Source organism: Mesorhizobium marinum (assembly GCF_040813675.1).
Classification (GTDB): domain Bacteria; phylum Pseudomonadota; class Alphaproteobacteria; order Rhizobiales; family Rhizobiaceae; genus Mesorhizobium_K; species Mesorhizobium_K marinum.
The window spans coordinates 553,476-573,389 of record NZ_JBFOCI010000001.1; the positions used below are offsets into that span (position 1 = coordinate 553,476).

A 19,914-nucleotide genomic window follows, 5' to 3' on the forward strand; every position below is an offset into this window, starting at 1 on the left:
CGTGGCCGCCCCATGGATGCCGCGGCAGTGGGGCAAGGGCAGGCGGTGCTTATGACGGTAGGGGAAGCAACGGTGGCGGAGAAAACAACGGTCGTCGAAGCGAAAGGTCTCGGCCTGACCTTCCAGACGAACGACGGCCCGGTGCAGGCACTCACCGGCGTCGACCTGACCATCGGCAAGGGTGAATTCGTTTCGTTCATCGGGCCGTCGGGCTGCGGAAAGACGACGTTCCTGCGCGTCATCGCCGATCTGGAGAAGCCGACCGAGGGCTCCATCTCCGTCAACGGCATGAGCACCGAGCAGGCCCGCGAAAGCCGCGCCTACGGCTATGTCTTCCAGGCGGCCGCGCTGTTTCCCTGGCGCACCATCGCGCGCAACGCCGCGCTGCCTCTGGAAATCATGGGCGTCTCGGCGGAGGAGCAGGCTCGGCGCATCGCGCGCGTCATGGACCTGGTCAATCTGACCGGCTTCGAGAACAAGTATCCCTGGCAGCTCTCCGGCGGCATGCAGCAGCGCGCGTCGATCGCGCGCGCGCTCGCCTTCGATGCCGACCTGCTTTTGATGGACGAGCCGTTCGGCGCGCTCGACGAGATCGTGCGCGACCATCTCAACAAGCAACTCCTGGAGCTCTGGGCGCGGACGAACAAGACGATCTGCTTCGTCACCCACTCGATCCCCGAAGCCGTCTACCTGTCCACCCGCATCGTCGTGATGTCGCCGCGGCCAGGCCGCGTCACCGACGTGATCGAATCCACCCTGCCGAAGGAGCGCCCGCTGCACATCCGGGAGTCGCCCGAATTCCTCGCCATCGCCCACCGCGTCCGCGACGGCCTGCACGCGGGTCACAGCTATGAGGATTGAGGGCACCCCATGACGCGCGCGCTGGACAACGTCGTCCCCGTCCTTGCCATCCTCGCCGGGCTGGTGGCCGCCTGGTATGTGGCGGCCGTGCTGCTCAACGCCCCGTTCCAGCGCGACCTCGACCGGCGCGCCGAGGAGACGCCCGGGGCGATCGCCTTCATCGGCAAGACCCTGTCGCAGCCGAAGCCGACGATGCCAGCGCCGCACCAGGTGGCCGCGAACTTTTTCGAGAACACCTTCCTGCGAAAGATCACCAGCAACCGCAGCCTGGTCTACCACGCCTGGGTCACGCTCTCCTCGACGCTGCTCGGCTTTGCCTTCGGCACGCTGCTTGGCGTGTTGATCGCCGTCGGCATCGTGCACTTCACCTCGCTCGACCGCAGCCTCATGCCGTGGATCGTCGCGTCGCAGACGATCCCGATCCTGGCGATCGCGCCGATGGTCATCGTCGTGTTCGCGGCGATCGGCGTGGTCGGAATCATCCCGAAATCGCTGATCTCGACCTACCTGTCCTTCTTCCCGGTGGCGGTCGGCATGGTGAAGGGGCTGCGCTCGCCCGAGATCACGCACCTCGACCTCATGCATACCTACAATGCGAGCGCCTCGCAGACCTTCTGGAAGCTGCGCGTGCCGGCGTCGATGCCTTTCCTGTTCGCCTCGATGAAGGTCGCCGTCGCGGCAAGCCTGGTCGGCGCGATCGTCGCGGAACTGCCCACCGGTGCCGTCGCCGGCATCGGCTCCAAGCTGCTCCAGGCGTCCTACTACAGCCAGACCATCGACATGTGGTCGGCGCTCGTCGCGGGATCGATCGTCGCCGCGCTGCTGGTGACGCTGGTCGGGCGAGTCGGGCGTCTTGTCAGCCGTTCGATGGGAGCGAGGCCGGCATGAGACGCTTGCGACCGTCCTGGCAGGCAGTGCTGGCGCTCGCGCTGGCGGCGATGGCCGCGCTGATGGGGCCGCTGGCGAGCCCGCCAGCCGAAGCGCTCGGCAACGCCGCCGGCATGCCCTTCGCCGGCAGCCACGGCGCGCTGATTTCGCTTGTTGTCGCCGCCGCACTGGTGTCGCTGTTCAGCGTGCCCGCCCTGGTCGAGGCCGCGCTGCTCTTTGCCGCCGCGCATCTCGCCGCATGGCTGTTGATTTCCGGCATTGCCGGCTTCGAGGGCACGGCGCGCGCTCCCTTCTATCTCCTGCTCGCGGCCGCCTGGCTGCTTGCCTGGCGCTGCGTGACCGTCCTCTCCGAGGTCAAGGCCGGCAATCGCATTGCCGGCGCTATCCTGCGCCTGCTGATCCCGGTCATCTTCGGGGTCTGGATACTGGTCATCTGGGAAGCGGTGGTGCGCGGCGCCGGCGTCCCGTTCATCCTGCTGCCGCCGCCGTCGGCCATCGGCGCGCGCATCGCCACCTCGATCCCGATCCTCGCGGCCGACGTCAACCAGACCATCTTCAAGGCCGCGTTCTTCGGATATCTCGCCGGGTGCGGCGCGGGCTTCGCGGCCGCCATCCTGGCCGACCGGTTCGACTTCCTGCGGCGCGGCCTGCTGCCGATCGGCAACATGGTGTCGGCGCTGCCGATCATCGGCGTCGCTCCCGTCATGGTCATCTGGTTCGGCTTCGGCTGGGAATCCAAGGCGGCAGTGGTCATCGTCATGACCTTTTTCCCGATGCTGGTGAACACCGTAACCGGCCTCGCCGAGTCCGGCCACATGGAGCGCGACCTGATGCGCACCTACGCGTCGAGCTACTGGCAGACGCTGTTCAAGCTCCGCCTGCCGGCTGCGGCGCCGTTCATCTTCAACGCGCTCAAGATCAACTCGACGCTGGCGCTGATCGGCGCGATCGTCGCCGAGTTCTTCGGCACGCCGGTGGTTGGCATGGGGTTCAGGATCACCAGCGAGATGGGGAAGATGAACGTCGACATGGTGTGGGCCGAAATCGCGGTTGCTGCGCTGGCAGGCTCGCTCTTCTATGGCGTACTTGCGCTCATCGAGCGTACATTGACTTTTTGGCACCCGTCATATCGATAATCAAGACGAGGCCGCAACCAGAGGGGTATCCGATGAACAGTAAGCTAAGGACAATACTGGCGCTGTTGGTAGCAGTGGCCGTGATCGCCGCAATCGCGTTCTACGCGCTGCGCGGCTCGCAGACAGCGGACAAGGTGACGCTGCAGTTGAAATGGGTGACGCAGGCGCAGTTCGCCGGCTACTACGTCGCCAAGGACAAGGGCTTCTACAAGGAAGAAGGCCTCGACGTCGAGATCAAGCCGGGCGGCCCCGACATCGCGCCCGAGCAGGTGATCGCCGGCGGCGGCGCCGACGTCATCGTCGACTGGATGGGCGGCGCGCTGGCGGCGCGCGACAAGGGCGTCGGCCTCGTCAACATCGCCCAGCCGTTCAAGAAGGCGGGCATGGAGATGGTCTGCCCGAAGGACGGCCCGGTGCAGACGGAAGCCGATTTCAAGGGCCGCACGCTCGGCGTCTGGTTCTTCGGCAACGAATATCCGTTCTATGCCTGGATGAACAAGATCGGGCTGTCGACCGAAGGCGGTCCGGACGGCGTGACCGTCCTGAAGCAGAGCTTCGACGTGCAGCCGCTGATCCAGAAGCAGGCCGACTGCATCTCGGTCATGACCTACAACGAGTACTGGCAGCTGATCGACGCCGGCTACAAGCCTGAGGACCTGATCGTCTTCAACTACACAGAGATGGGCAACGACCTGCTTGAGGACGGCCTCTACACGCTGGACGAGAAGCTGAAGGACGCGGCCTTCGAGGACAAGATGGTGCGCTTCGTGCGGGCGTCCATGAAGGGCTGGAAATACGCCACCGAGCATCCCGACGAGGCCGCCGGCATCGTCGTCGAGAACGGCGGCCAGGACGAAAACCACCAGAAGCGCATGATGGGCGAGGTGGCCAAGCTGATCGACAACGCCGACGGCAAGCTGATCGCGGCGGCCTACGACCGCACCGCCAAGGCGCTGCTCGACCAGAAGATCATCTCGAAGCCTGCCGAGGGCGGCTACACGACCGCCATCACCGACAAGGCGATCCCGTAGGCTTCAGGCATCTGGCATACCGGGAAGAAGGGGGCGGGCGACCGCCCCTTTCTCTCATGCGGCTCAAGCTGCGCGGGGCTCGATTGATTTGATCGCTTCTGCCGGAACAGTGGCGAGATCGTAGTTCGCCTGCAAATTCATCCAGAACTGTGGCGTGGTGTCGAAGTAGCGGGCCAATCGCATCGCGGTGTCGGCGGTGATGGAGCGCTTTTCACGAACGAGCTTTTCAATCCGGTCGCGGGGCACATGAAGGGCCTTTGCCAGCGAGCCGGCAGTCAGCGAATATTCGGGAAAAAAGTCCTCACGCAGGATTTCGCCGGGGTGGATGGGTCGGGGAGCGTTCATCACAAAAGCCTCAGTGATAGTCCACGATTTCGACGTCGAAGGCGTCGCCGTCTTTCCAGGCGAAGCACAGCCGCCATTGCTGATTGATCCGTACGGAATATTGCCCGCTCCGATCGCCCTTGAGTGCTTCCAACTGGTTGGAGGGCGGCACCATCAGGTCGGCAAGGCTGGTTGCGGCGTCCAGTTGTGCGAGCCGACGTTGAGCCCTTGCAATCAGGTCGTTTGGAAAGCCCTTCGTCGTTCCGCCCGAACGGATGCCAGCGATACGCTTGTCCCTGACCGACCGGATCATTCAGCGGATTGTATCTCAAAAGGATACGCGTCGCAATCCTACTTCCCTTCCCTGATCTGGCTCAGCGTCCGCGTCGGGGTGATCGCCTCGGGGTCGAGCTTGACCTCGATGATCGCCGGCTTTCCGCTCTTGCGCGCCCGCTCGAAGGCCGGCGCGAAGTCGGCCGTCTCGTTCACCGTCTCGCCATGCCCGCCAAAGGCGCGGGCGTATGCGGCGAAGTCGGGGTTCGTCAGGTCGGTGCCGGAAACGCGGCCGGGATAGTCGCGTTCTTGGTGCATGCGGATCGTGCCGTAGATGCCGTTGTTGAGGATCACCACGACGATCGGCAGGCCGTACTGGACCGCGGTCGCGAATTCCTGGCCGTGCATCAGGAAGTCGCCGTCGCCGGCCCACACGATGACCTCGCGCTGCGGGTCCAGATGCTTGGCGGCGACGCCGGCCGGCAGCCCGTAGCCCATGGTGCCGGACGTCGGCGCGGCCTGGGTGCCGTAGCGGCGGTGGCGATGGAAGCGGTGCATCCAGGTCGCGAAATTGCCGGCGCCGTTGCAGATGATGGCGTCTTCGGCCAGCACTGTCTCCAGATGCGCCATGATCGGCCCCATCAGCACCTTGCCGGGGCCGGTCGCCGGCGGCGTCGACCATTCCAGATAGTCCTGGTGAAGCTGCTCCGTGCGGTTGGCCCAGGCCGGCGTGCGTGCCGGCGACGTCGCCGAAAACGCCTCGGCGAAGGCGGCCGGCGTCGCGTTGATCGCGACCGTCGGGCGGTAGACGCGGCCAAGCTCGTGCGGGTCGGGATAGACATGCACCAGCTTCTGGTCGGGGTAGGGGCTCTTCAGCAGCGTATAGTCCGAAGATGGCATCTCGCCGAAGCGGCAACCGACGAGCAGCACGAGGTCGGATTCGCGGATGTACTTGCCGAGCTTCGGGTTGACGCCGATGCCGACGTCGCCGGCGTAGCTCGCATGCAGCTGATCGCAGAGCGCCTGCCTGCGGAAGGAGCATCCGACCGGAAGCGACCAGCGCTCAAGGGCGGCGCACATCTGGCCGACCGCCGTTTCGCTCCAGCGGGTGCCGCCGAGAATAACGAAGGGACGCTCCGCCTGCTCCAGCAGCGACTGCAGCGCCGCCATCTCGGCGTCGCCCGGCCGCGTTTCGACCGGAGTGAAGGGCAGCGGCGCCGGCGCCTCGACCTCGTCGGTCAGCATGTCTTCGGGCAGCGCGATGACCACCGGGCCCGGCCGCCCGGAGGTCGCGACCGCGAAGGCGCGCGTCACCAGTTCGGGGATGCGCCGGGCGTCGTCGATCTCGACCACCCATTTGGCGATGTCGCCGAAGAAGCGCTTGTAGTCGACCTCCTGGAACGCCTCGCGTTCGCGGATGCCGCGCGCGATCTGGCCGATGAACAGGATCATCGGGTTGGAGTCCTGGCGGGCGATGTGGACCCCGGCGGAGGCGTTGGTCGCGCCCGGCCCGCGCGTGACGAAGCAGATGCCGGGGCGGCCGGTCAGCCTGCCCTCGCAATCCGCCATCATCGCGGCGCCGCCTTCCTGCCGGCAGACGATGGTGCTGATCGGCGAATCGTGCAGCGCGTCGAGCACGGCCAGGTAGGATTCGCCGGGCACACAGAAAATGCGCTCGACGCCATTGGCCTCGAGCGCATCGACGATCAGGCGTCCGCCGGTCTTCATCGTTTCTTCTTCTCCAGTTCGGCGAGGATTTCCTGCGTGTGCTCGCCGAGCCGGGGCGAGGCGCGCCGGTAGGCAAGCGGCGTCTCCGAAAGCAGCATCGGCGAGCGAACCGAGGGCAGCGCGTTGCCGTGCCCGTCGTCGAGGTCCATCCGCATGCCGCGCGCCGCAACCTGCGGGTCTGAGAACATCTCGCCGATCGTGTTGATCGGGCTGGCCGGTACGCCGGCGGCGTCCAGCTTGGCAAGCAGCGGGCCGCGTTCGAGGTGGGCGAGCGCTGCGACCATCTTCTCGCGCAGAGCGACGCGGTTGGCGACGCGCGCCGCGTTGGTGGCGAATGCCGGGTCCTGAGGCAGGGCGTCGAGGCCGACGGTCTTGCAGAACTTCTGGAACTGGCCGTCATTGCCGACCGCCAGAATGAAGTGGCCATCCGCCGCCGGTACCACTTCGTAGGGCGCGATGTTGGGATGCGCGTTGCCCATCTGCACTGGAGACGTTCCGGAAACCAGGAAGTTCATGTTCTGGTTGCAGAGCACGGCGATCTGGGAATCGAACAGCGCCATGTCGATGTGCTGGCCCTGGCCGGTGGCTTCGGCATGGCGAAGCGCCGCCTGGATGGCGATCACCGAATAAAGCCCCGTAAACAGGTCGGTCACGGCGACCCCCACCTTCTGCGGCTCGCCGCCGGGAGCGCCGGTGATCGACATCAGGCCCGACATGCCCTGCACGATGAAATCGTAGCCGGCGCGGGGCGCATAGGGGCCGGACTGCCCGAAGCCGGTGATCGAGCAGTAGACCAGCTTCGGGTTGTCCTTCCTGAGGCTGTCGTAGTCGAGGCCGTATTTCTTCAGGCCGCCCAGCTTGAAGTTCTCAATCAGCACATCCGCCGTTGCGACCAGCTTGCGGACCGTCTCCGCGCCTTCGGGCGTCGAAAAGTCGATGGCGATCGACCGCTTGCCGCGATTGCAGGAATGGTAATAGGCGGCCGACAGGTTCTCGCCGTCTTGCCCGGTGACGAATGGAGGGCCCCACTTGCGGGTGTCGTCGCCGCCATCGGGGTTCTCGACCTTGATCACGTCGGCGCCGAGGTCGGCCAGCATCTGTCCTGCCCACGGGCCGGCAAGGATGCGGGCCAGTTCGACGACACGGACGCCTTGAAGCGGGGGATGGGACATCGGACAGCTTCTCTTTGGTCGACGTGCTGTATCAGGTCATCCCGCCGGATGTAACCGGGTCGGGTCTTGCGGGCCCGGCATTTCACGCTTTTCGAGCGTCGCCTCCACCCAGCCTGCGAAGTCGTGCATGACGGCGTCGCGATTGACCTCGTTCAGGCTCTCGTGGCGCGTGTCGGCGTAGATCGTCGAGACCACCTGCGAAAAGCCCAGCCGCCCGAGCCGTCCGGCCAGCTGCCCGACGCTCCTGCCGCCGTCCGTCGCGGGGTCGTTCGCGCCGCCCACGAGGTTGATCGGCAGCGCCCGGGGAATGGCTGCGACATTGGCGTCTGCCGCGCCGGCATAGGCGAAGCCGAACACGTCCTGCCACATGGAGACGGAAGGGTCCCATCCGCAAAGCGGGTCGTCGATGTACCGGCGCACCTCGTCTGTGTCGCGCGACAGCCAGTCGAACGGTGTCGCGTGGCCGGGCACCTGCCGGCCCCAGGCCCGGAAGGTGAGGCGGGGCAGCATGCGGGAGACGGCGTCGGAGCCGAGCCGGAACTGCTCCCAGGCGAGGATCGCCTGGGCCGCTCGGCCGGCCAGACCGACCGAAAAATTCGCGTTCCAGATTGCGGCGGCATGCACGCCGCCGGGATGGCGCAGCAGCCGGTTCAGCACGATCATCCCGCCCATCGAATGGCCGAACATCACGACGGGCAGGCCGGGATGCTCGGCATGGATGAGGGCGTGGATCACGCCGACGTCGGCGATGACCTTGTCGGCGCCGGAGGGCGTACCGAAGCGACCCGGCGGCGCGTCCGGCGCGGTCGTTTCGCCATGCCCGCGATGGTCGTGTGCGTAGGCGTGGAAGCCTCGTTCGGCCAGGAAGTCGGCGAAGCGGCCATAGCGCGCCGCGTGCTCGGCCAGCCCGTGGTTGATCTGTACGACGGCGCGCGGTGCGCCCTGCGCGCGCTTGACGTAGAGGTTGAGCGACGCGCCGGTCGGCGAGGCGACGGCGCGCTGCGCGTCGAATGGCATCTGGGCTGCCCGCCAGGCGGCTAGTGCTGGGTGTCGGCAGGCTTCTTCGATCCCTCCCAGGCCCAGCGGATCAGTGCGCGGGCGCTGCCGCCGGTCGCCATGCCCAGCAAGTAGATCACCAGGAACATGAGGGCGAGCGGCAGGGTCATGCTGAAACCGAGGAACGCCACCGTCGCGGTCTGCAGGTTCTGCAGAGCGAAGATCACAAAGGCAATTGCTATGACGGCGATCACCGCCATGTGGAACCAACGCATCGCCGGCCTCCCTGCTGTCGAGACGGATTGGACGGCGCAACGATGCCCCTATCGGGCCGGCCAGACAAGGGGGTGCACGGTTCGGTTCGCGCTGCCCGGCGGATGTCGCCGGATGTCAGGAGGTTTCGGCGTCGCCTTGCGATGCCCGGGGCAAGGCCTATATACCGCCTATTCGTTTGCTGGCGCCGCGTTCCGGGCGCGTTTCCCCCTTTTTCATTTTTCGGCTTGTCGCATGCAGCCCGCCATTTCAGTCGCAAAGCTCAGCAAGACCTATGAGACCGGCTTCGAGGCCTTGAAGGACATCGACCTCGAGATCCGGCATGGCGAGATCTTCGCGCTGCTCGGCCCGAACGGTGCCGGCAAGACGACGCTGATCAACATCATCTGCGGCATCGTGAAACCCGGCGAAGGCAGGGTGCTGGCCGACGGTCACGACATCGTGTCGGACTATCGCGCGGCGCGCTCGCTGATCGGGCTGGTGCCCCAGGAACTGACGACCGACGCCTTCGAGACCGTCTGGGCGACCGTCAGCTTCAGCCGCGGCCTGTTCGGCAAGCCGAAGAACCCTGCCTATATAGAGAAGATCCTGAAGGACCTCTCGCTCTGGGAGAAGAAGGACTCGAAGATCATGACGCTGTCCGGCGGCATGAAGCGGCGCGTGATGATCGCCAAGGCGCTGAGCCACGAGCCCCGCATCCTCTTCCTCGACGAACCGTCGGCCGGCGTGGACGTCGAACTTCGCCGCGACATGTGGGAGGTGGTACGGCGGCTGCGCGATTCAGGCGTCACGATCATCCTCACCACGCACTACATCGAGGAAGCCGAGGAGATGGCCGACCGCGTCGGCGTCATCAACCGGGGACAGCTTGTGCTGGTCGAGGAAAAGTCCGTCCTCATGCGCAAGCTCGGCCGCAAGGAACTGACGCTGCAGCTGCAGCAGCCGGTCGACCGCGTGCCGGAGAGCCTGTCGTCGTTCTCGCTGCAGCTGTCCGAGGACGGCGGCGAGCTCACCTATGTCTACGACACCCAGGGGGAGCGCACCGGCATCACCCGCCTGTTCAAGGCGCTCGAGGAAGAGGGAATCCGCTTCCGCGACCTGGTGACCACGCAGAGCTCGCTCGAGGAAATCTTCGTCAACCTGGTGAGCCGGCGCCAATGAGCATGCTGAACCTCCATGCCGTGAAGGCGATCTACAGGTTCGAGATGGCCCGCACCGGGCGGACGCTGCTGCAGAGCGTGGTCTCGCCCGTCGTGTCGACCTCGCTCTACTTCGTGGTCTTCGGAGCGGCGATCGGCTCGCGCATCAGCGAGGTCGGCGGCGTCACCTACGGCGCCTTCATCGTGCCGGGGCTGATCATGCTGTCGCTCCTGACGCAGAGCATCTCCAACGCGTCGTTCGCCATCTATTTCCCGAAATTCGTCGGCACCATCTACGAGCTGTTGTCGGCGCCGGTCTCGTTCATCGAGATCGTGATGGCGTATGTCGGGGCGGCCGCCACCAAGTCGATCATGATCGGCCTGATCATCCTGGCGACGGCGCACCTGTTCGTGCCGCTGGAGATCCAGCATCCGGTCTTCATGCTGCTGTTCCTCGTCCTGACGGCGGTGACCTTCGCGTTGCTCGGCTTCATCATCGGCATCTGGGCGACCAATTTCGAGAAGCTGCAGCTGGTGCCGCTCCTGGTGGTGACCCCGCTCACCTTCCTCGGCGGCAGCTTCTACTCCATCGACATGCTGCCGCCGGTCTGGCAGACGATCTCGCACTTCAACCCGGTGCTCTACCTGGTCTCGGGCTTCCGCTGGAGCTTCTTCGGACAGGCCGACGTCAGCGTCGCGCTGAGCCTCGGCATGACGCTGGTCTTCCTCGCCGCCTGCCTCGCCGTCGTCTGGTGGATCTTCAAGACAGGCTGGCGGATCCGGAACTGACGCGGCCGCGCGGGTTCAGGCCCGCGCGACCTCCAGGTGCGGGCGCCCGTCGCTGGTCCTCGACGCCGACACGCCGTCCGAACCGATCGTCGCGGTGACGCGGCTGCGGAAGGCGGAGAAGCTGTCGAAGCTGACGACGTCGACCGGCGCGTCGAACTGCAGCGTCAACTCGAACGAGGCGCCGCCATGGACTTCGCGCACGCCGAGCACGCGGCCGGCGAAGGGCTGCTTCAGGTAGGTCCCGGCGACGCGGTCGCCGACCTGCAGCGGCACGTCCGGAAGGTTGGAGAGCCGCGCGGCGGCGGTGTTCCAGTCGCGGTAGCCGAGTTCGGCGGCGACCTTCTCGAGCGCCTCGGCGTGGCTGATCGCGGCGCCGCGACCGGCATGCTCGGCCCTGATCTGGCGGGCGCGCGCCTTGGCCTGGTCCCGCGTGGCGGGCATGGGGGTGGACTGCATGGCAGACTCCGTCATCGATGCGGTCGGTGTCGCAGGCGCTCGCATTGCCGCATGACCGCGATGATCGGGTCGTGGGAGAAACCGGCTCGCGCCGGGAGGCTTCACCGTCGGACAGGTCCGGCGAGCGGCGGGCGCCTCAGGCCCGCGGCTCAGATAGGCCCAAGCCCCGTCCGCGTCAACCATTGCCGTTCGGGCCGCCATCGCATACATAGCGGACCAACTCTCCATCCAGATTGCAGGGATACCGCGCGCGTGGCACGCCAGTTCATCTATCACATGTCCGGGCTGAACAAGGCCTACGGCACCAAGAAGGTGCTCGACAACATCCACCTGTCCTTCTACCCCGACGCCAAGATCGGCATCCTCGGCCCCAACGGCTCGGGCAAGTCGACGATCCTGCGCATCATGGCGGGGCTCGACAAGGATTTCCAGGGCGAGGCGTGGCTGGCCGAGGGCGCTACCGTCGGCTACCTCGCGCAGGAGCCGCAGCTCGACCCGGCGAAGACCGTCTTCGAGAACGTCATGGACGGCGTGGCCAAGAAGACCGCCATTATCGAGCGCTACAACGAGCTGATGATGAACTACTCGGACGAGACCGCCGACGAGGGCGCGCGCCTGCAGGACGAGATGGACCGCCTCAACCTGTGGGACCTCGAGCAGCAGGTCGAGATGGCGATGGACGCGCTGCAGTGCCCGCCCGGCGAATCCGAGGTGACCAACCTGTCGGGCGGCGAGCGCCGCCGCGTCGCGCTCTGCCGGCTGCTGCTGGAACAGCCCGACCTGCTGCTGCTCGACGAGCCGACCAACCATCTCGACGCCGAGACCACGCAGTGGCTGGAAAAGCACCTGCGCGACTACCCGGGCTCGGTGCTGATCATCACCCACGACCGCTACTTCCTCGACAACGTGACGGGCTGGATCCTCGAGCTCGACCGCGGCCGCGGCATTCCCTACGAGGGCAACTACACGAAGTACCTCGACGCCAAGGCCAAGCGCCTCATCCAGGAGGGCCGCGAGGACGACGCCCGCCAGAAGGCGATCTGGCGCGAGCGCGAGTGGATCGCGTCCTCGCCCAAGGCGCGCCAGACCAAGTCGAAGGCGCGCATCAACGCCTATGAGGAACTGCTGGAGCAGGCTCAGAACCGCAAGCCGACCGACACGCAGATCGTCATCCCGCTCAGCGAGCGCCTCGGCAACCGCGTCATCGAGCTCGAAGGCATCAACAAGGGTTTTGGCGACGAGCTCCTGATCGAGGACCTGTCGTTCCGCCTGCCGCCGGGCGGCATCGTCGGCGTCATCGGCCCGAACGGCGCCGGCAAGACCACGCTGTTCAAGATGATCACCGGCCAGGAAAAGCCGGATGCCGGCACCGTCACCGTCGGCGAGACGGTCAAGCTCGGCTATGTCGACCAGAGCCGCGACGCGCTCGACCCCAACAAGACCGTCTGGGAGGAAATCTCGGGCGGCGCCGAGGTCATCAAGCTCGGCAAGCACGAGGTGAACTCCAGAGCCTACTGCTCGTCCTTCAACTTCCGCGGCGGCGACCAGCAGCAGAAGGTCGGCAACCTGTCGGGCGGCCAGCGCAACCGCGTGCACCTGGCGAAGATGCTGAAGAACGGCGGCAACGTGCTGCTGCTCGACGAGCCGACCAACGACCTCGACACCGAGACGCTGGGCGCGCTCGAGGACGCGCTGGAGGCCTATGCCGGCTGCGCCGTGATCATCAGCCACGACCGCATGTTCCTCGACCGCATGGCCACCCACATGCTGGCCTTCGAGGGCGACGCGCATGTCGAGTGGTTCGAGGGCAACTTCGAGGACTACGAAAAGGACAAGGCGCGCCGGCTGGGGCCGGAAGCGCTGGTGCCCCACCGCATGACGCACAAGCGCCTGACGCGCTGATCCGGAAGCCGGGCACTGCCCGGCTTCTCCTTTTTTGACGCAATCGATGGCGGCAGGGATCGCCACCGGGGCAGCGGAAAGCCGCGCCGGCGGTTCGGTTCGCGTCGCCTCCCGCGGGGGCGGGGACGTCACGAGGTGTCGGGCGTTTCCAGCGCCCAGAAGGCAAGCCCGTGCAGCACGCTCAACACCTCGTGGACCGCATGGGCGGGACGCCGGCGGCCGCCGGGCGGCCGGCCGGGGCGCAGCGGCCACTGGCGGCGAAGCCGGCCGGGGGCGGGGTTTTTGGCCCGCGTGGCTGCGGCGGGTTTTCCAGCTTGCACGCCTGCGGCGTCGCGGTTCTTGGTTTGCGCGCCTGCGGCGTCGCGGTTTTTGTCTGGCGCGCCGGACCCGCCGGCCCGTCGCATCCGCAGGCGGGCGAAGCGTCGGGCATGGCCCGGCAGGTCGTCGAGCGCGGCAGCCAGCGCCCGCAGGCGCTCGGCGAGGCGCGCCGCGTCTAGCGGATCGTCGGGCGAGGGCGGCGGCGGGGCTGAAAACGGCTGGCCGAAGCCGGGAACCGAAATGCGGGGCAGGCCGGGCGCGGCAGGCCGGGCGCGCCGCCGCCAGCGCGGCAGCGGATCGAAGAGCGGCAGCGCCGGCGCGCGCCGGCCGGGGTCTTCTGCGCGTGACGGCAGTTGGAGGCCGGGGTTGCGCGCGAAGATGAGGCCCGGTTTGCGCGGGCGCAGCGGCGGCAGGGCCACGACGAGGCCGCGCGCCGCGACGATGATCAGCCGCCGCGCCGCCGCCTCGGCCGGGCGCAGCAGGGCGAGCACGGCGCGGTGCAGATGTCGCGGCAGGGTTGGAGACGAAGACCCCTCACCAGGTTCGGCTGACGGCTCGGCCTTGCCTCGCCGGGCCGAACCATCCTCTCCCGCAAGGGGAGAGGTAAGGCTGGCGAGCCCGGCCATGGCGACGAGCATGGCGAGCACGCCCGTCAGCGCCGCATGGTTTTTCTCGATTGCCGCATTCCAGTCCATCGCCGCTTCCTCGACACAAGGTCGGCGGGAGTATCGCTCGGGTCGGGAAGGTGTGAATGAATTGGGAAATATTTCTTAGTTATATATGTGGCGAAAGCGACCGTTTCGGAGAGACCCCACGGCGACAGGCCGGCACTAGAGACTGAGATTACTCCTGCGATGATTGACGCGGGCGTGTGGGCGTTGGCCGGTTTTGATCTGAGTACAGAGAAGGCCGACGCGTTGGCTGCCGTGTTCAGGGCGATGGTTTCGGCCAATCCAGATTTGGCAGATGCTTTTCTACGAGCATCATCTCGTATGTGAGAGTGGCGATGGCTTCTGAGAAGGCGAGCATTTCGGCATTTGAAGCCAGCATGCAGTCGCCACCCTTCGGGTCGGCTGGTAGGCTCTTCAGAGGAGAAAAGAACAAATTGTCGTCATCTTTGCGTATTGCCGACCAGTGAATGAATTTGTTCCGCTCGCCCTTCAGGGCGTCAAATCGAACGGCGATCTGGCGAATTTTCGTGATCTGCTCAAGTGAAACCACTTGGCAGAGCATCTGCTTTTCATGAATCATGCAAAGGCTTTTGATCGCCCCAATCCGGTTGTCCGGACCAAGTGAATTGGTAAGGGCTCTACCGAAGTAGCGCGGTGCCCATGCGAGCGATGCGAGTATCTCTTGGAGGACATTTTCGCATCTGGTCCACTGAACTGCTATCCTGCCGATTAGCGCAAACTGCACATCCGTGAGTTCAGGACCAAACGGATTTTTGCTCATGTCAAAAGCCCCCAAGGACAAAGAGCAGGAGAAGGGCGACGAGGTGCTTCGCCGCCTGTTGAAACCCTGCCCAATTACAAGACCGGTAATCAGAAAGAGGAAGGCAGTGGCCGAAGCCACCGCCCCCCTGCTTCAGATGAGGATGACAAAGAGGATTAGAGCGATAGCCCTGAGGCATTTCGCAACATCCACTGTCACCTCCACAGTGGTAGTAACCTTGGGTTTCATGGAGATGAAATCCTAAGGCCCGTGGCCACGAAGCCTTTCGGTTTCGTGAGTCATGCCAGCGTTACGGATTAGCCGCCGTTCGCTGGTTTATCGGCCCACTCTTGGCGTTGTACTTCCGCCGCCAGTGGCCCCATGTGCCTCCAAGATGTTGGTCCGATTGGCGTGGTTTGAGCACGCTTCTTTCCAGTCTCGGCATGGGCCGTAGGGTGCCCGACTCCGTTTGGCCGAACAGGCGTGTTCGGGGCTTCGTCGGACCTACGGTTAACCAAAGAGTGGGCCGAAAACTATTTGGAGTCGAGTCCGCGTTTCTTTCGCCAACGAAGGAACGCAGCCGCCTTCTGCTTAGGCCTGGTCGGCTTCACCAATCCGCCGATAGGTCAAACGCTTGTCGCGGGCATTGCGGAGAAGGTCATCGGCGCGCTCGGCGTCGGAAACCTTGAGCGCGGCGCGGCGATTGTAGCGGAAATCGAACTCGGCGAGGTAGCGATGCAGGTGGGCCTCGCCGCAATGCTGGTAGACGCCAACCATGCCGCGCTTGAACGCCGAGAACACGCCTTCGATGGTGTAGTGCACAACCACATCGCCCTCGCGGTGGGCGTATTCGCCAGCGGCATGATTGGTGGTCTTATGGGTGGCGGTTGTCGCCGAAACAGCCCTTCACGGCACCCGGCAACAGAACGGGAAGAACGGGCCTGACAAGCCCGGCGCTGATGTCGGGGTGAAGGTGAAGTCGCGCACGGCGTCGCTTTCGTCGGTGCAGCCGCCGGGGGTGGCGGCGATCGAGCCCTTGACCGGGTGGCTGGTCTCGAAGGTCCAGGGGTCGTGCGACGAGAAGGCGACCGTGCCCGGCGTCGTCTGGATGTCGGCGCCGGAGAAGGCGTCGATGAAGCTGGCGCTCATGCTTGCCCCGTCGCAGGTGAACTCGATCGCCCAGTTGGGCTCGAAGCCCGAGCAGATCAGCCGCTGGCCGGCCGGCACGAGGCCCTCGCAGGAATAGTCGGCGCCGAAGGCGGCCGGCGCGGCGGCGACCGTGGCGGCAAGCACTGTCAGTCTGAGGATGGCAGGCATGGCGATGCTCCTTCTCGCGACGCTCCCAGCCGCCGCCAGCCTACGCGCCCTGGCCTTTGGGGTAAAGCGGGGGCGGGCCGCGTGGACCCTACAATCCGATGTAGAAGGTGCGGCGCGGATCGAGCTTCGAACGCTTCGTGAGCGACCGCCTCAAGACCGCCGGATCGGGCTTGCGGCGCAGGTCGAAAATCTCGCGGTGATACTCGTCCAGCCGCCGCGCCTTCTGAATCTCGTAGACGAAGTTGTGGTCGAGGCAGGGCAGCGGAAGCAGTCGGCTGTCCGGTCGGATCGCTGCAAGCCGTTCCGCGCTCTCGACGTCGCCGTCGTGACCTTCGCTGAAGATTGCGTAGATCTCCGTCTTGCCGGGCTTGCGGCATCGGCAAAGGAGGTCAAAGGCGCCGACATGCTTTTCCCCGCGCAGCAACCTGCCGATGTTCCACGCAAAACGGCCACCGGCGGCGACCGCGCGGTCGGCTCCCATCAGCAGGCCGACCCGAAGGGCCGGCAGGCCGCCCATGCTGGTCCCATAGGTGACCACGCCGCTGTAGCCGCGTGCCGCAACGACATCGGAAAGCCGGCCGGCGAGTTCCACGAGGGAATTCGCGTAACCCTCGACGCCGCTGTCGAAATGAAGTTCCGCCGGATCGACGACGGTCATCAGGTCGAAGCGCGTGTGGTCCAGCGTCTGCAGGATCATTCCGACAGAAAGAAACAGGCGGTGGTCGCGGCCGCAGAAACCGACGACGAGCGACTTCGGGGAGCGGTCCGCCGAGTAGAGGGCGATGCCGTCAGCCAGGATCTCGCGCCGATACGGCCGCACCTGCCATGGCAGCACCAGCGGCCGGTGCCCGATAACACTGCGCCACAGGCCAGCGTCCCGGTACAATTCTACCGGGGTGAGGTGCCCGACCTCGACGGCCCGCGGCCCGCGGCGGAATTCAAACGCCACGGACGGCAGCAACCAGCGCCGCGAGTTCACCCAGGGTGCGGCAGCGGTTCACGGCTTCCTCGTTCAACTCGATGCTGAAACGGTCCTCGACGGCCATGATGAACTCCATCGTATCGAGACTGTCGATCTCGAAGGTATCGATCGGCGCCGCGAGCATGTCCTCGGCGGTCATCGACACGCGCGGAGTGTTGTCCAGGCCGGTCGTCCGGCGGAACAAGCGGACGCACTCCAGCGTCGTCTCGTCAGTCATGCAGGGTGATCCTGGCCGTTTCGGGATAGGTGAAGGCGTAGTCGCCGGTTCTCAGATGCAGTTCGCCCGGCATGAAGCGCAGGGGGAGCGCTGTGACCGCCTTGCCGAGGGCGCGCCAGATCGCCAGCGTCATCGGCTTGCCGATGCAGACGTGGCGGCCCTTGCCGAAGAACAGGTCGGCCTCCTCGCCGGTGACCTCGAAGGCGGTGGCGTCGATCATCAGGCGGACCTTCTGGTCCCTGGCGACCTTCATGCCCCTTATCTCCACGTCGCGGCTGGCGATGCGCTCGATGAAGGGAACGCCGGTCGCCGGCAGGTGCTGCGGAAACGCGATGTCGCAGAGCCGGGCGCCGGGATGAAGCTGCAGGACGTGCCAGAGCGACAGGACCAGCGAACCGGTCAGCGCGTCGTTGCCGAGAACGTTCATGGCGACCGCGACTTCCGGCGTCGTGGCGATGGCGTCGCGCCGTTCGGCAAGGGCGTCGGCGAGCTCCTGCAGGGCGCGGTTGACCTTCTTGCGGCGATTGAGGCTCATCGCGCCGTCGAAGACCTGAGAGATGTTCGATTCCTTCAGGAACGGCCGTTCGTCGATCTTCAGCCAGCGCGAGAAGAGTTCGAAGAAGATGGGCCGGCCGATGTCGTGCATCAGCTCGACCTCGCGGCCGGCGACGAACAGCGCGCCGACGAGGTCGCCGATGAAGCGCTCCATGCCGGCGGCATGGCCGCGCGCGTCGCCCGACACGACCGCCGACATGGCGGCGCGCAGGCAGCGGTGCTCCTCGCCCTCCTTGGAGAAGGGGACATGATCGAGCGCGTCGATGGAGGCCCGGAAGTCGATGCCGGTGCGCCCGGCGATGGTGCGGTAGTGTTCGGCGAAGGGGTTGGTGCGAAAATCCTCGGACCGGAAGATGGCCGCGATCAGGTCCGCGTCGTAGACGCAGAGCACGTTCAGCGCCTCGTTGAAGGCGAACGGCCGCAGCGCCGCGTAGCGCTCGCGCTTGTCCGGTTGATGATGCGTCTGCATTGCTACCGGACTACCAACATGCATGATTAGCCGCAACAGGTGCTCGGGCGACGCAGGGTCATCACCACGATTGATGAACCGATCGGCCCTTTTGGCTGGACGCGGGGGCGGAGCGCCGCCATTTTCGCGCGACGCGAAGGAGTGCCCATGACCGACACCGAACTGCCGCCCGGCGGCGGCGACATCGTCCCCGCCCGCAAACTCGCCGCCAGGGTGGAGGGCGCCTATGCGGCGCTGCGGGGACGCTTCCAGACCGAGCCGGTGGCCGGGCTGACGCTGGGCTTCGACGGCGTCGCGGGCGATTTCCATGCCGGCCCCACGCGCCGCTCGGGCGGGCGCGAGCCGTGGTATGCGCGCGGCACCGAAATGCGCAACGAGCGGCAGCTTTCGCTGGTCGCAGCCGACGAACTGGCCGCGGTCGCCAGCAGCATGGGCATCGCCGAACTCCGGCCGGAATGGATCGGCGCGAACCTGGTGATCGCGGGCCTGCCGGCCTTCTCGATGCTTCCGGCCGGCACGATGCTGTTTTTCGAGGGCGGCGCGACCGTCAAGATCGACGGCCAGAACAAGCCATGCCGCCATGCCGGGCGGTCGGTCGCGGAAAATGCCGGCATGGCCGACATCGAGGCCGGCGCGCTGCTGTTCCCGAAATCGGCCAAACGCCTGCGCGGGCTGGTCGGCTGGGTCGAGAAGCCGGGCCGGGTGGCGGTGGGAGAGGGCATTTCGGTGCGCGTTCCCGAGCAGTGGATCTACGCGGCATGAGCCGCGCGGGTCAGGCGTCGCCGTCGTCGGGGTCGAGCAGGCGCGTCGCGCGCCAGGACGTGAGCACCTCGTTGGTCCTGTCGATCACGAAGAAGCGCGCGGCGTCGCGGTCGTAGCCTTCGGCAAGCAGGCCGTCATAGTCGGTGTGGCCGTGGCGCACATGGGCGACGGTGGCCAGCCAGACGGCGATCGACGGCGGCAGGTCGCGCATGTGCCTGGATCCGGCGTCGGCGCGGATCGCCTCGATGTCGGAATAGGGCGCGCCGGGCAGGAGCAGCGTCAGCGCTTCGGCGATGGCCTTGCGGCGCCTTGTCGGCGTGGTCAAGGCGCGTCCCCGTGGCGCGGCGGCTGGGCGTCGGGAAAACTGTCGATCGAGGCGAAATAGGGTTTCAGGTCGATCACCGGCGTTCCGTCGAGCACGTCGATGGCGTCGAGCGTCAGCAGTCCGGCGGCCGCGTCGAGCGCGACCAGGCCGGCCACGTGCAGCCCGACCGGGTTGGGGCGGGCCGGCGACCGCAGGGCGAAGACGCCCTTCGGCTCAGCGGCATGGCGGGGCTTCTGGATGATCAGGTTGCGCGCTGCGCGGCCGAGCCAGGACAGGACGACGACGTGGCTGGTTCCCCCGAGGCCGCCGAGCCCGGCGCGGTAGGGTGGCGCGATCTCGATCGTCGCCTGGCGGCCGGCGGCGCGGGCCGCGGCCATGTTCCTAGGGCAGTCGGCCCGCGTGGTCCATGGCGAGCGGATGCGGCCGATGAACACGACGCCGGCGTCGGGCGCCATCGCGGCCGGGTCCTTGTCGAGGGCGATCTCGCCTTCACGCGCTTCGAACATCAAATCCCCTGGCCTTGGCCGTGCGCGGCATTTTCTTGTCCGCACGCGACATTGGCTGTTGCCA

The 19,914-nt window shown here is 66.4% G+C and carries 24 protein-coding genes and 1 pseudogene; 9 read left to right on the plus strand and 16 right to left on the minus strand.

Going from position 1 to position 19,914, the window contains the following annotated elements; translation table 11 throughout:
* Positions 1-51: 51 nt before the first annotated feature.
* Genes ABUE31_RS02530 through ABUE31_RS02545 form a run of 4 tightly spaced genes read left to right on the plus strand, consistent with a single transcriptional unit; the run spans position 52 to position 3,916 of the window.
* Positions 52-861: an ABC transporter ATP-binding protein gene (locus ABUE31_RS02530; RefSeq protein WP_367721921.1), complete on the plus strand. Its 810-nt coding sequence runs from the start codon at positions 52-54 to the stop codon at positions 859-861.
* A gap of 9 nt (positions 862-870) precedes the next feature.
* Complete coding sequence (locus tag ABUE31_RS02535; protein ID WP_367721922.1) at positions 871-1,749, plus strand: ABC transporter permease; 879 nt, start codon at positions 871-873, stop codon at positions 1,747-1,749.
* Positions 1,746-2,885 (plus strand): ABC transporter permease, encoded by a 1,140-nt coding sequence (locus tag ABUE31_RS02540; RefSeq protein WP_367721923.1) that lies wholly within the window; start codon positions 1,746-1,748, stop codon positions 2,883-2,885. The genes ABUE31_RS02535 and ABUE31_RS02540 overlap by 4 nt, the downstream gene beginning before the upstream one ends.
* 32 nt (positions 2,886-2,917) lie before the next feature.
* A complete protein-coding gene (locus tag ABUE31_RS02545; RefSeq protein ID WP_367721924.1) occupies positions 2,918-3,916 on the plus strand; it encodes an ABC transporter substrate-binding protein in 999 nt (332 codons plus the stop codon).
* A 63-nt stretch (positions 3,917-3,979) separates the two neighbouring features.
* Here the strand turns inward: ABUE31_RS02545 and ABUE31_RS02550 are convergent, their stop codons facing one another.
* Genes ABUE31_RS02550 through ABUE31_RS02575 form a run of 6 tightly spaced genes read right to left on the minus strand, consistent with a single transcriptional unit; the run spans position 3,980 to position 8,684 of the window.
* Positions 3,980-4,261 carry a HigA family addiction module antitoxin gene (locus tag ABUE31_RS02550; RefSeq protein ID WP_367721925.1) on the minus strand — a complete coding sequence of 94 codons (282 nt, stop codon included), beginning with the start codon at positions 4,259-4,261 and terminating at the stop codon, positions 3,980-3,982.
* A 10-nt stretch (positions 4,262-4,271) separates the two neighbouring features.
* The gene (locus ABUE31_RS02555; protein ID WP_367721926.1) at positions 4,272-4,553 is read right to left on the minus strand and encodes a type II toxin-antitoxin system RelE/ParE family toxin; all 282 of its coding nucleotides are present in this window, start codon (positions 4,551-4,553) and stop codon (positions 4,272-4,274) included.
* Between the two features lie 38 nt (positions 4,554-4,591).
* Complete coding sequence (locus ABUE31_RS02560; protein WP_367721927.1) at positions 4,592-6,241, minus strand: thiamine pyrophosphate-binding protein; 1,650 nt, start codon at positions 6,239-6,241, stop codon at positions 4,592-4,594.
* A complete protein-coding gene (locus tag ABUE31_RS02565; RefSeq protein ID WP_367721928.1) occupies positions 6,238-7,413 on the minus strand; it encodes a CaiB/BaiF CoA transferase family protein in 1,176 nt (391 codons plus the stop codon). The genes ABUE31_RS02560 and ABUE31_RS02565 overlap by 4 nt, the downstream gene beginning before the upstream one ends.
* A 36-nt stretch (positions 7,414-7,449) precedes the next feature.
* Positions 7,450-8,430 (minus strand): alpha/beta fold hydrolase, encoded by a 981-nt coding sequence (locus ABUE31_RS02570; protein WP_367721929.1) that lies wholly within the window; start codon positions 8,428-8,430, stop codon positions 7,450-7,452.
* Positions 8,431-8,450: 20 nt separating this feature from the next.
* Positions 8,451-8,684 (minus strand): LapA family protein, encoded by a 234-nt coding sequence (locus tag ABUE31_RS02575; RefSeq protein ID WP_367721930.1) that lies wholly within the window; start codon positions 8,682-8,684, stop codon positions 8,451-8,453.
* Positions 8,685-8,916: 232 nt separating this feature from the next.
* Between ABUE31_RS02575 and ABUE31_RS02580 the strand changes: the two genes are divergently transcribed.
* Both ABUE31_RS02580 and ABUE31_RS02585 read left to right on the plus strand, forming a co-directional pair.
* The gene (locus tag ABUE31_RS02580) at positions 8,917-9,843 is read left to right on the plus strand and encodes an ABC transporter ATP-binding protein (protein ID WP_367721931.1); all 927 of its coding nucleotides are present in this window, start codon (positions 8,917-8,919) and stop codon (positions 9,841-9,843) included.
* A 5-nt stretch (positions 9,844-9,848) separates the two neighbouring features.
* Entirely contained in the window at positions 9,849-10,610 is a 762-nt protein-coding gene (locus ABUE31_RS02585) for an ABC transporter permease (RefSeq protein ID WP_367722510.1), read from the plus strand.
* 15 nt (positions 10,611-10,625) lie between these two features.
* Here ABUE31_RS02585 and ABUE31_RS02590 read toward each other — a convergent pair whose 3' ends face one another.
* On the minus strand, positions 10,626-11,066 hold the full coding sequence (locus ABUE31_RS02590) for a glyoxalase superfamily protein (RefSeq protein ID WP_367721932.1): 441 nt from the start codon (positions 11,064-11,066) through the stop codon (positions 10,626-10,628).
* Positions 11,067-11,318: 252 nt separating this feature from the next.
* On the opposite strand from ABUE31_RS02590, the gene ettA reads away from it, so the two are divergent.
* Positions 11,319-12,968, plus strand: a complete 1,650-nt coding sequence (gene ettA / locus ABUE31_RS02595; RefSeq protein WP_367721933.1) for an energy-dependent translational throttle protein EttA — start codon at positions 11,319-11,321, stop codon at positions 12,966-12,968.
* Between the two features lie 128 nt (positions 12,969-13,096).
* Here ettA and ABUE31_RS02600 read toward each other — a convergent pair whose 3' ends face one another.
* Complete coding sequence (locus tag ABUE31_RS02600; RefSeq protein ID WP_367721934.1) at positions 13,097-13,981, minus strand: hypothetical protein; 885 nt, start codon at positions 13,979-13,981, stop codon at positions 13,097-13,099.
* A 235-nt stretch (positions 13,982-14,216) separates the two neighbouring features.
* Entirely contained in the window at positions 14,217-14,738 is a 522-nt protein-coding gene (locus tag ABUE31_RS02605; protein ID WP_367721935.1) for a hypothetical protein, read from the minus strand.
* On the opposite strand from ABUE31_RS02605, the gene ABUE31_RS02610 reads away from it, so the two are divergent.
* Positions 14,737-14,982: a hypothetical protein gene (locus tag ABUE31_RS02610; protein ID WP_367721936.1), complete on the plus strand. Its 246-nt coding sequence runs from the start codon at positions 14,737-14,739 to the stop codon at positions 14,980-14,982. The genes ABUE31_RS02605 and ABUE31_RS02610 overlap by 2 nt on opposite strands.
* Positions 14,983-15,308: 326 nt before the next feature.
* On the opposite strand, the pseudogene ABUE31_RS02615 reads toward ABUE31_RS02610, so the two are convergent.
* The 5 genes and pseudogenes from ABUE31_RS02615 to ABUE31_RS02635 form a co-directional block, all read right to left on the minus strand.
* Positions 15,309-15,617, minus strand: a pseudogene (locus tag ABUE31_RS02615) (transposase); the annotation flags it as partial.
* Between the two features lie 6 nt (positions 15,618-15,623).
* Positions 15,624-16,034, minus strand: a complete 411-nt coding sequence (locus ABUE31_RS02620) for a hypothetical protein (protein WP_367721937.1) — start codon at positions 16,032-16,034, stop codon at positions 15,624-15,626.
* 88 nt (positions 16,035-16,122) lie between these two features.
* A complete protein-coding gene (locus tag ABUE31_RS02625) occupies positions 16,123-16,869 on the minus strand; it encodes an alpha/beta fold hydrolase (protein WP_367721938.1) in 747 nt (248 codons plus the stop codon).
* Positions 16,870-16,972: 103 nt separating this feature from the next.
* A complete protein-coding gene (locus tag ABUE31_RS02630; protein ID WP_367721939.1) occupies positions 16,973-17,233 on the minus strand; it encodes an acyl carrier protein in 261 nt (86 codons plus the stop codon).
* Entirely contained in the window at positions 17,226-18,257 is a 1,032-nt protein-coding gene (locus ABUE31_RS02635; RefSeq protein ID WP_367721940.1) for a hypothetical protein, read from the minus strand. The genes ABUE31_RS02630 and ABUE31_RS02635 overlap by 8 nt, the downstream gene beginning before the upstream one ends.
* 147 nt (positions 18,258-18,404) lie before the next feature.
* Here ABUE31_RS02635 and ABUE31_RS02640 point away from each other — a divergent pair, with 147 nt between their 5' ends.
* Complete coding sequence (locus ABUE31_RS02640; RefSeq protein WP_367721941.1) at positions 18,405-19,019, plus strand: MOSC domain-containing protein; 615 nt, start codon at positions 18,405-18,407, stop codon at positions 19,017-19,019.
* A 10-nt stretch (positions 19,020-19,029) separates the two neighbouring features.
* Here the strand turns inward: ABUE31_RS02640 and ABUE31_RS02645 are convergent, their stop codons facing one another.
* Both ABUE31_RS02645 and tsaA read right to left on the minus strand, forming a co-directional pair.
* A complete protein-coding gene (locus tag ABUE31_RS02645) occupies positions 19,030-19,344 on the minus strand; it encodes a DUF2293 domain-containing protein (RefSeq protein WP_367721942.1) in 315 nt (104 codons plus the stop codon).
* Complete coding sequence (gene tsaA, locus ABUE31_RS02650) at positions 19,341-19,850, minus strand: tRNA (N6-threonylcarbamoyladenosine(37)-N6)-methyltransferase TrmO (RefSeq protein ID WP_367721943.1); 510 nt, start codon at positions 19,848-19,850, stop codon at positions 19,341-19,343. Before tsaA ends, ABUE31_RS02645 begins: the two co-directional genes overlap by 4 nt.
* Positions 19,851-19,914 lie beyond the last annotated feature (64 nt).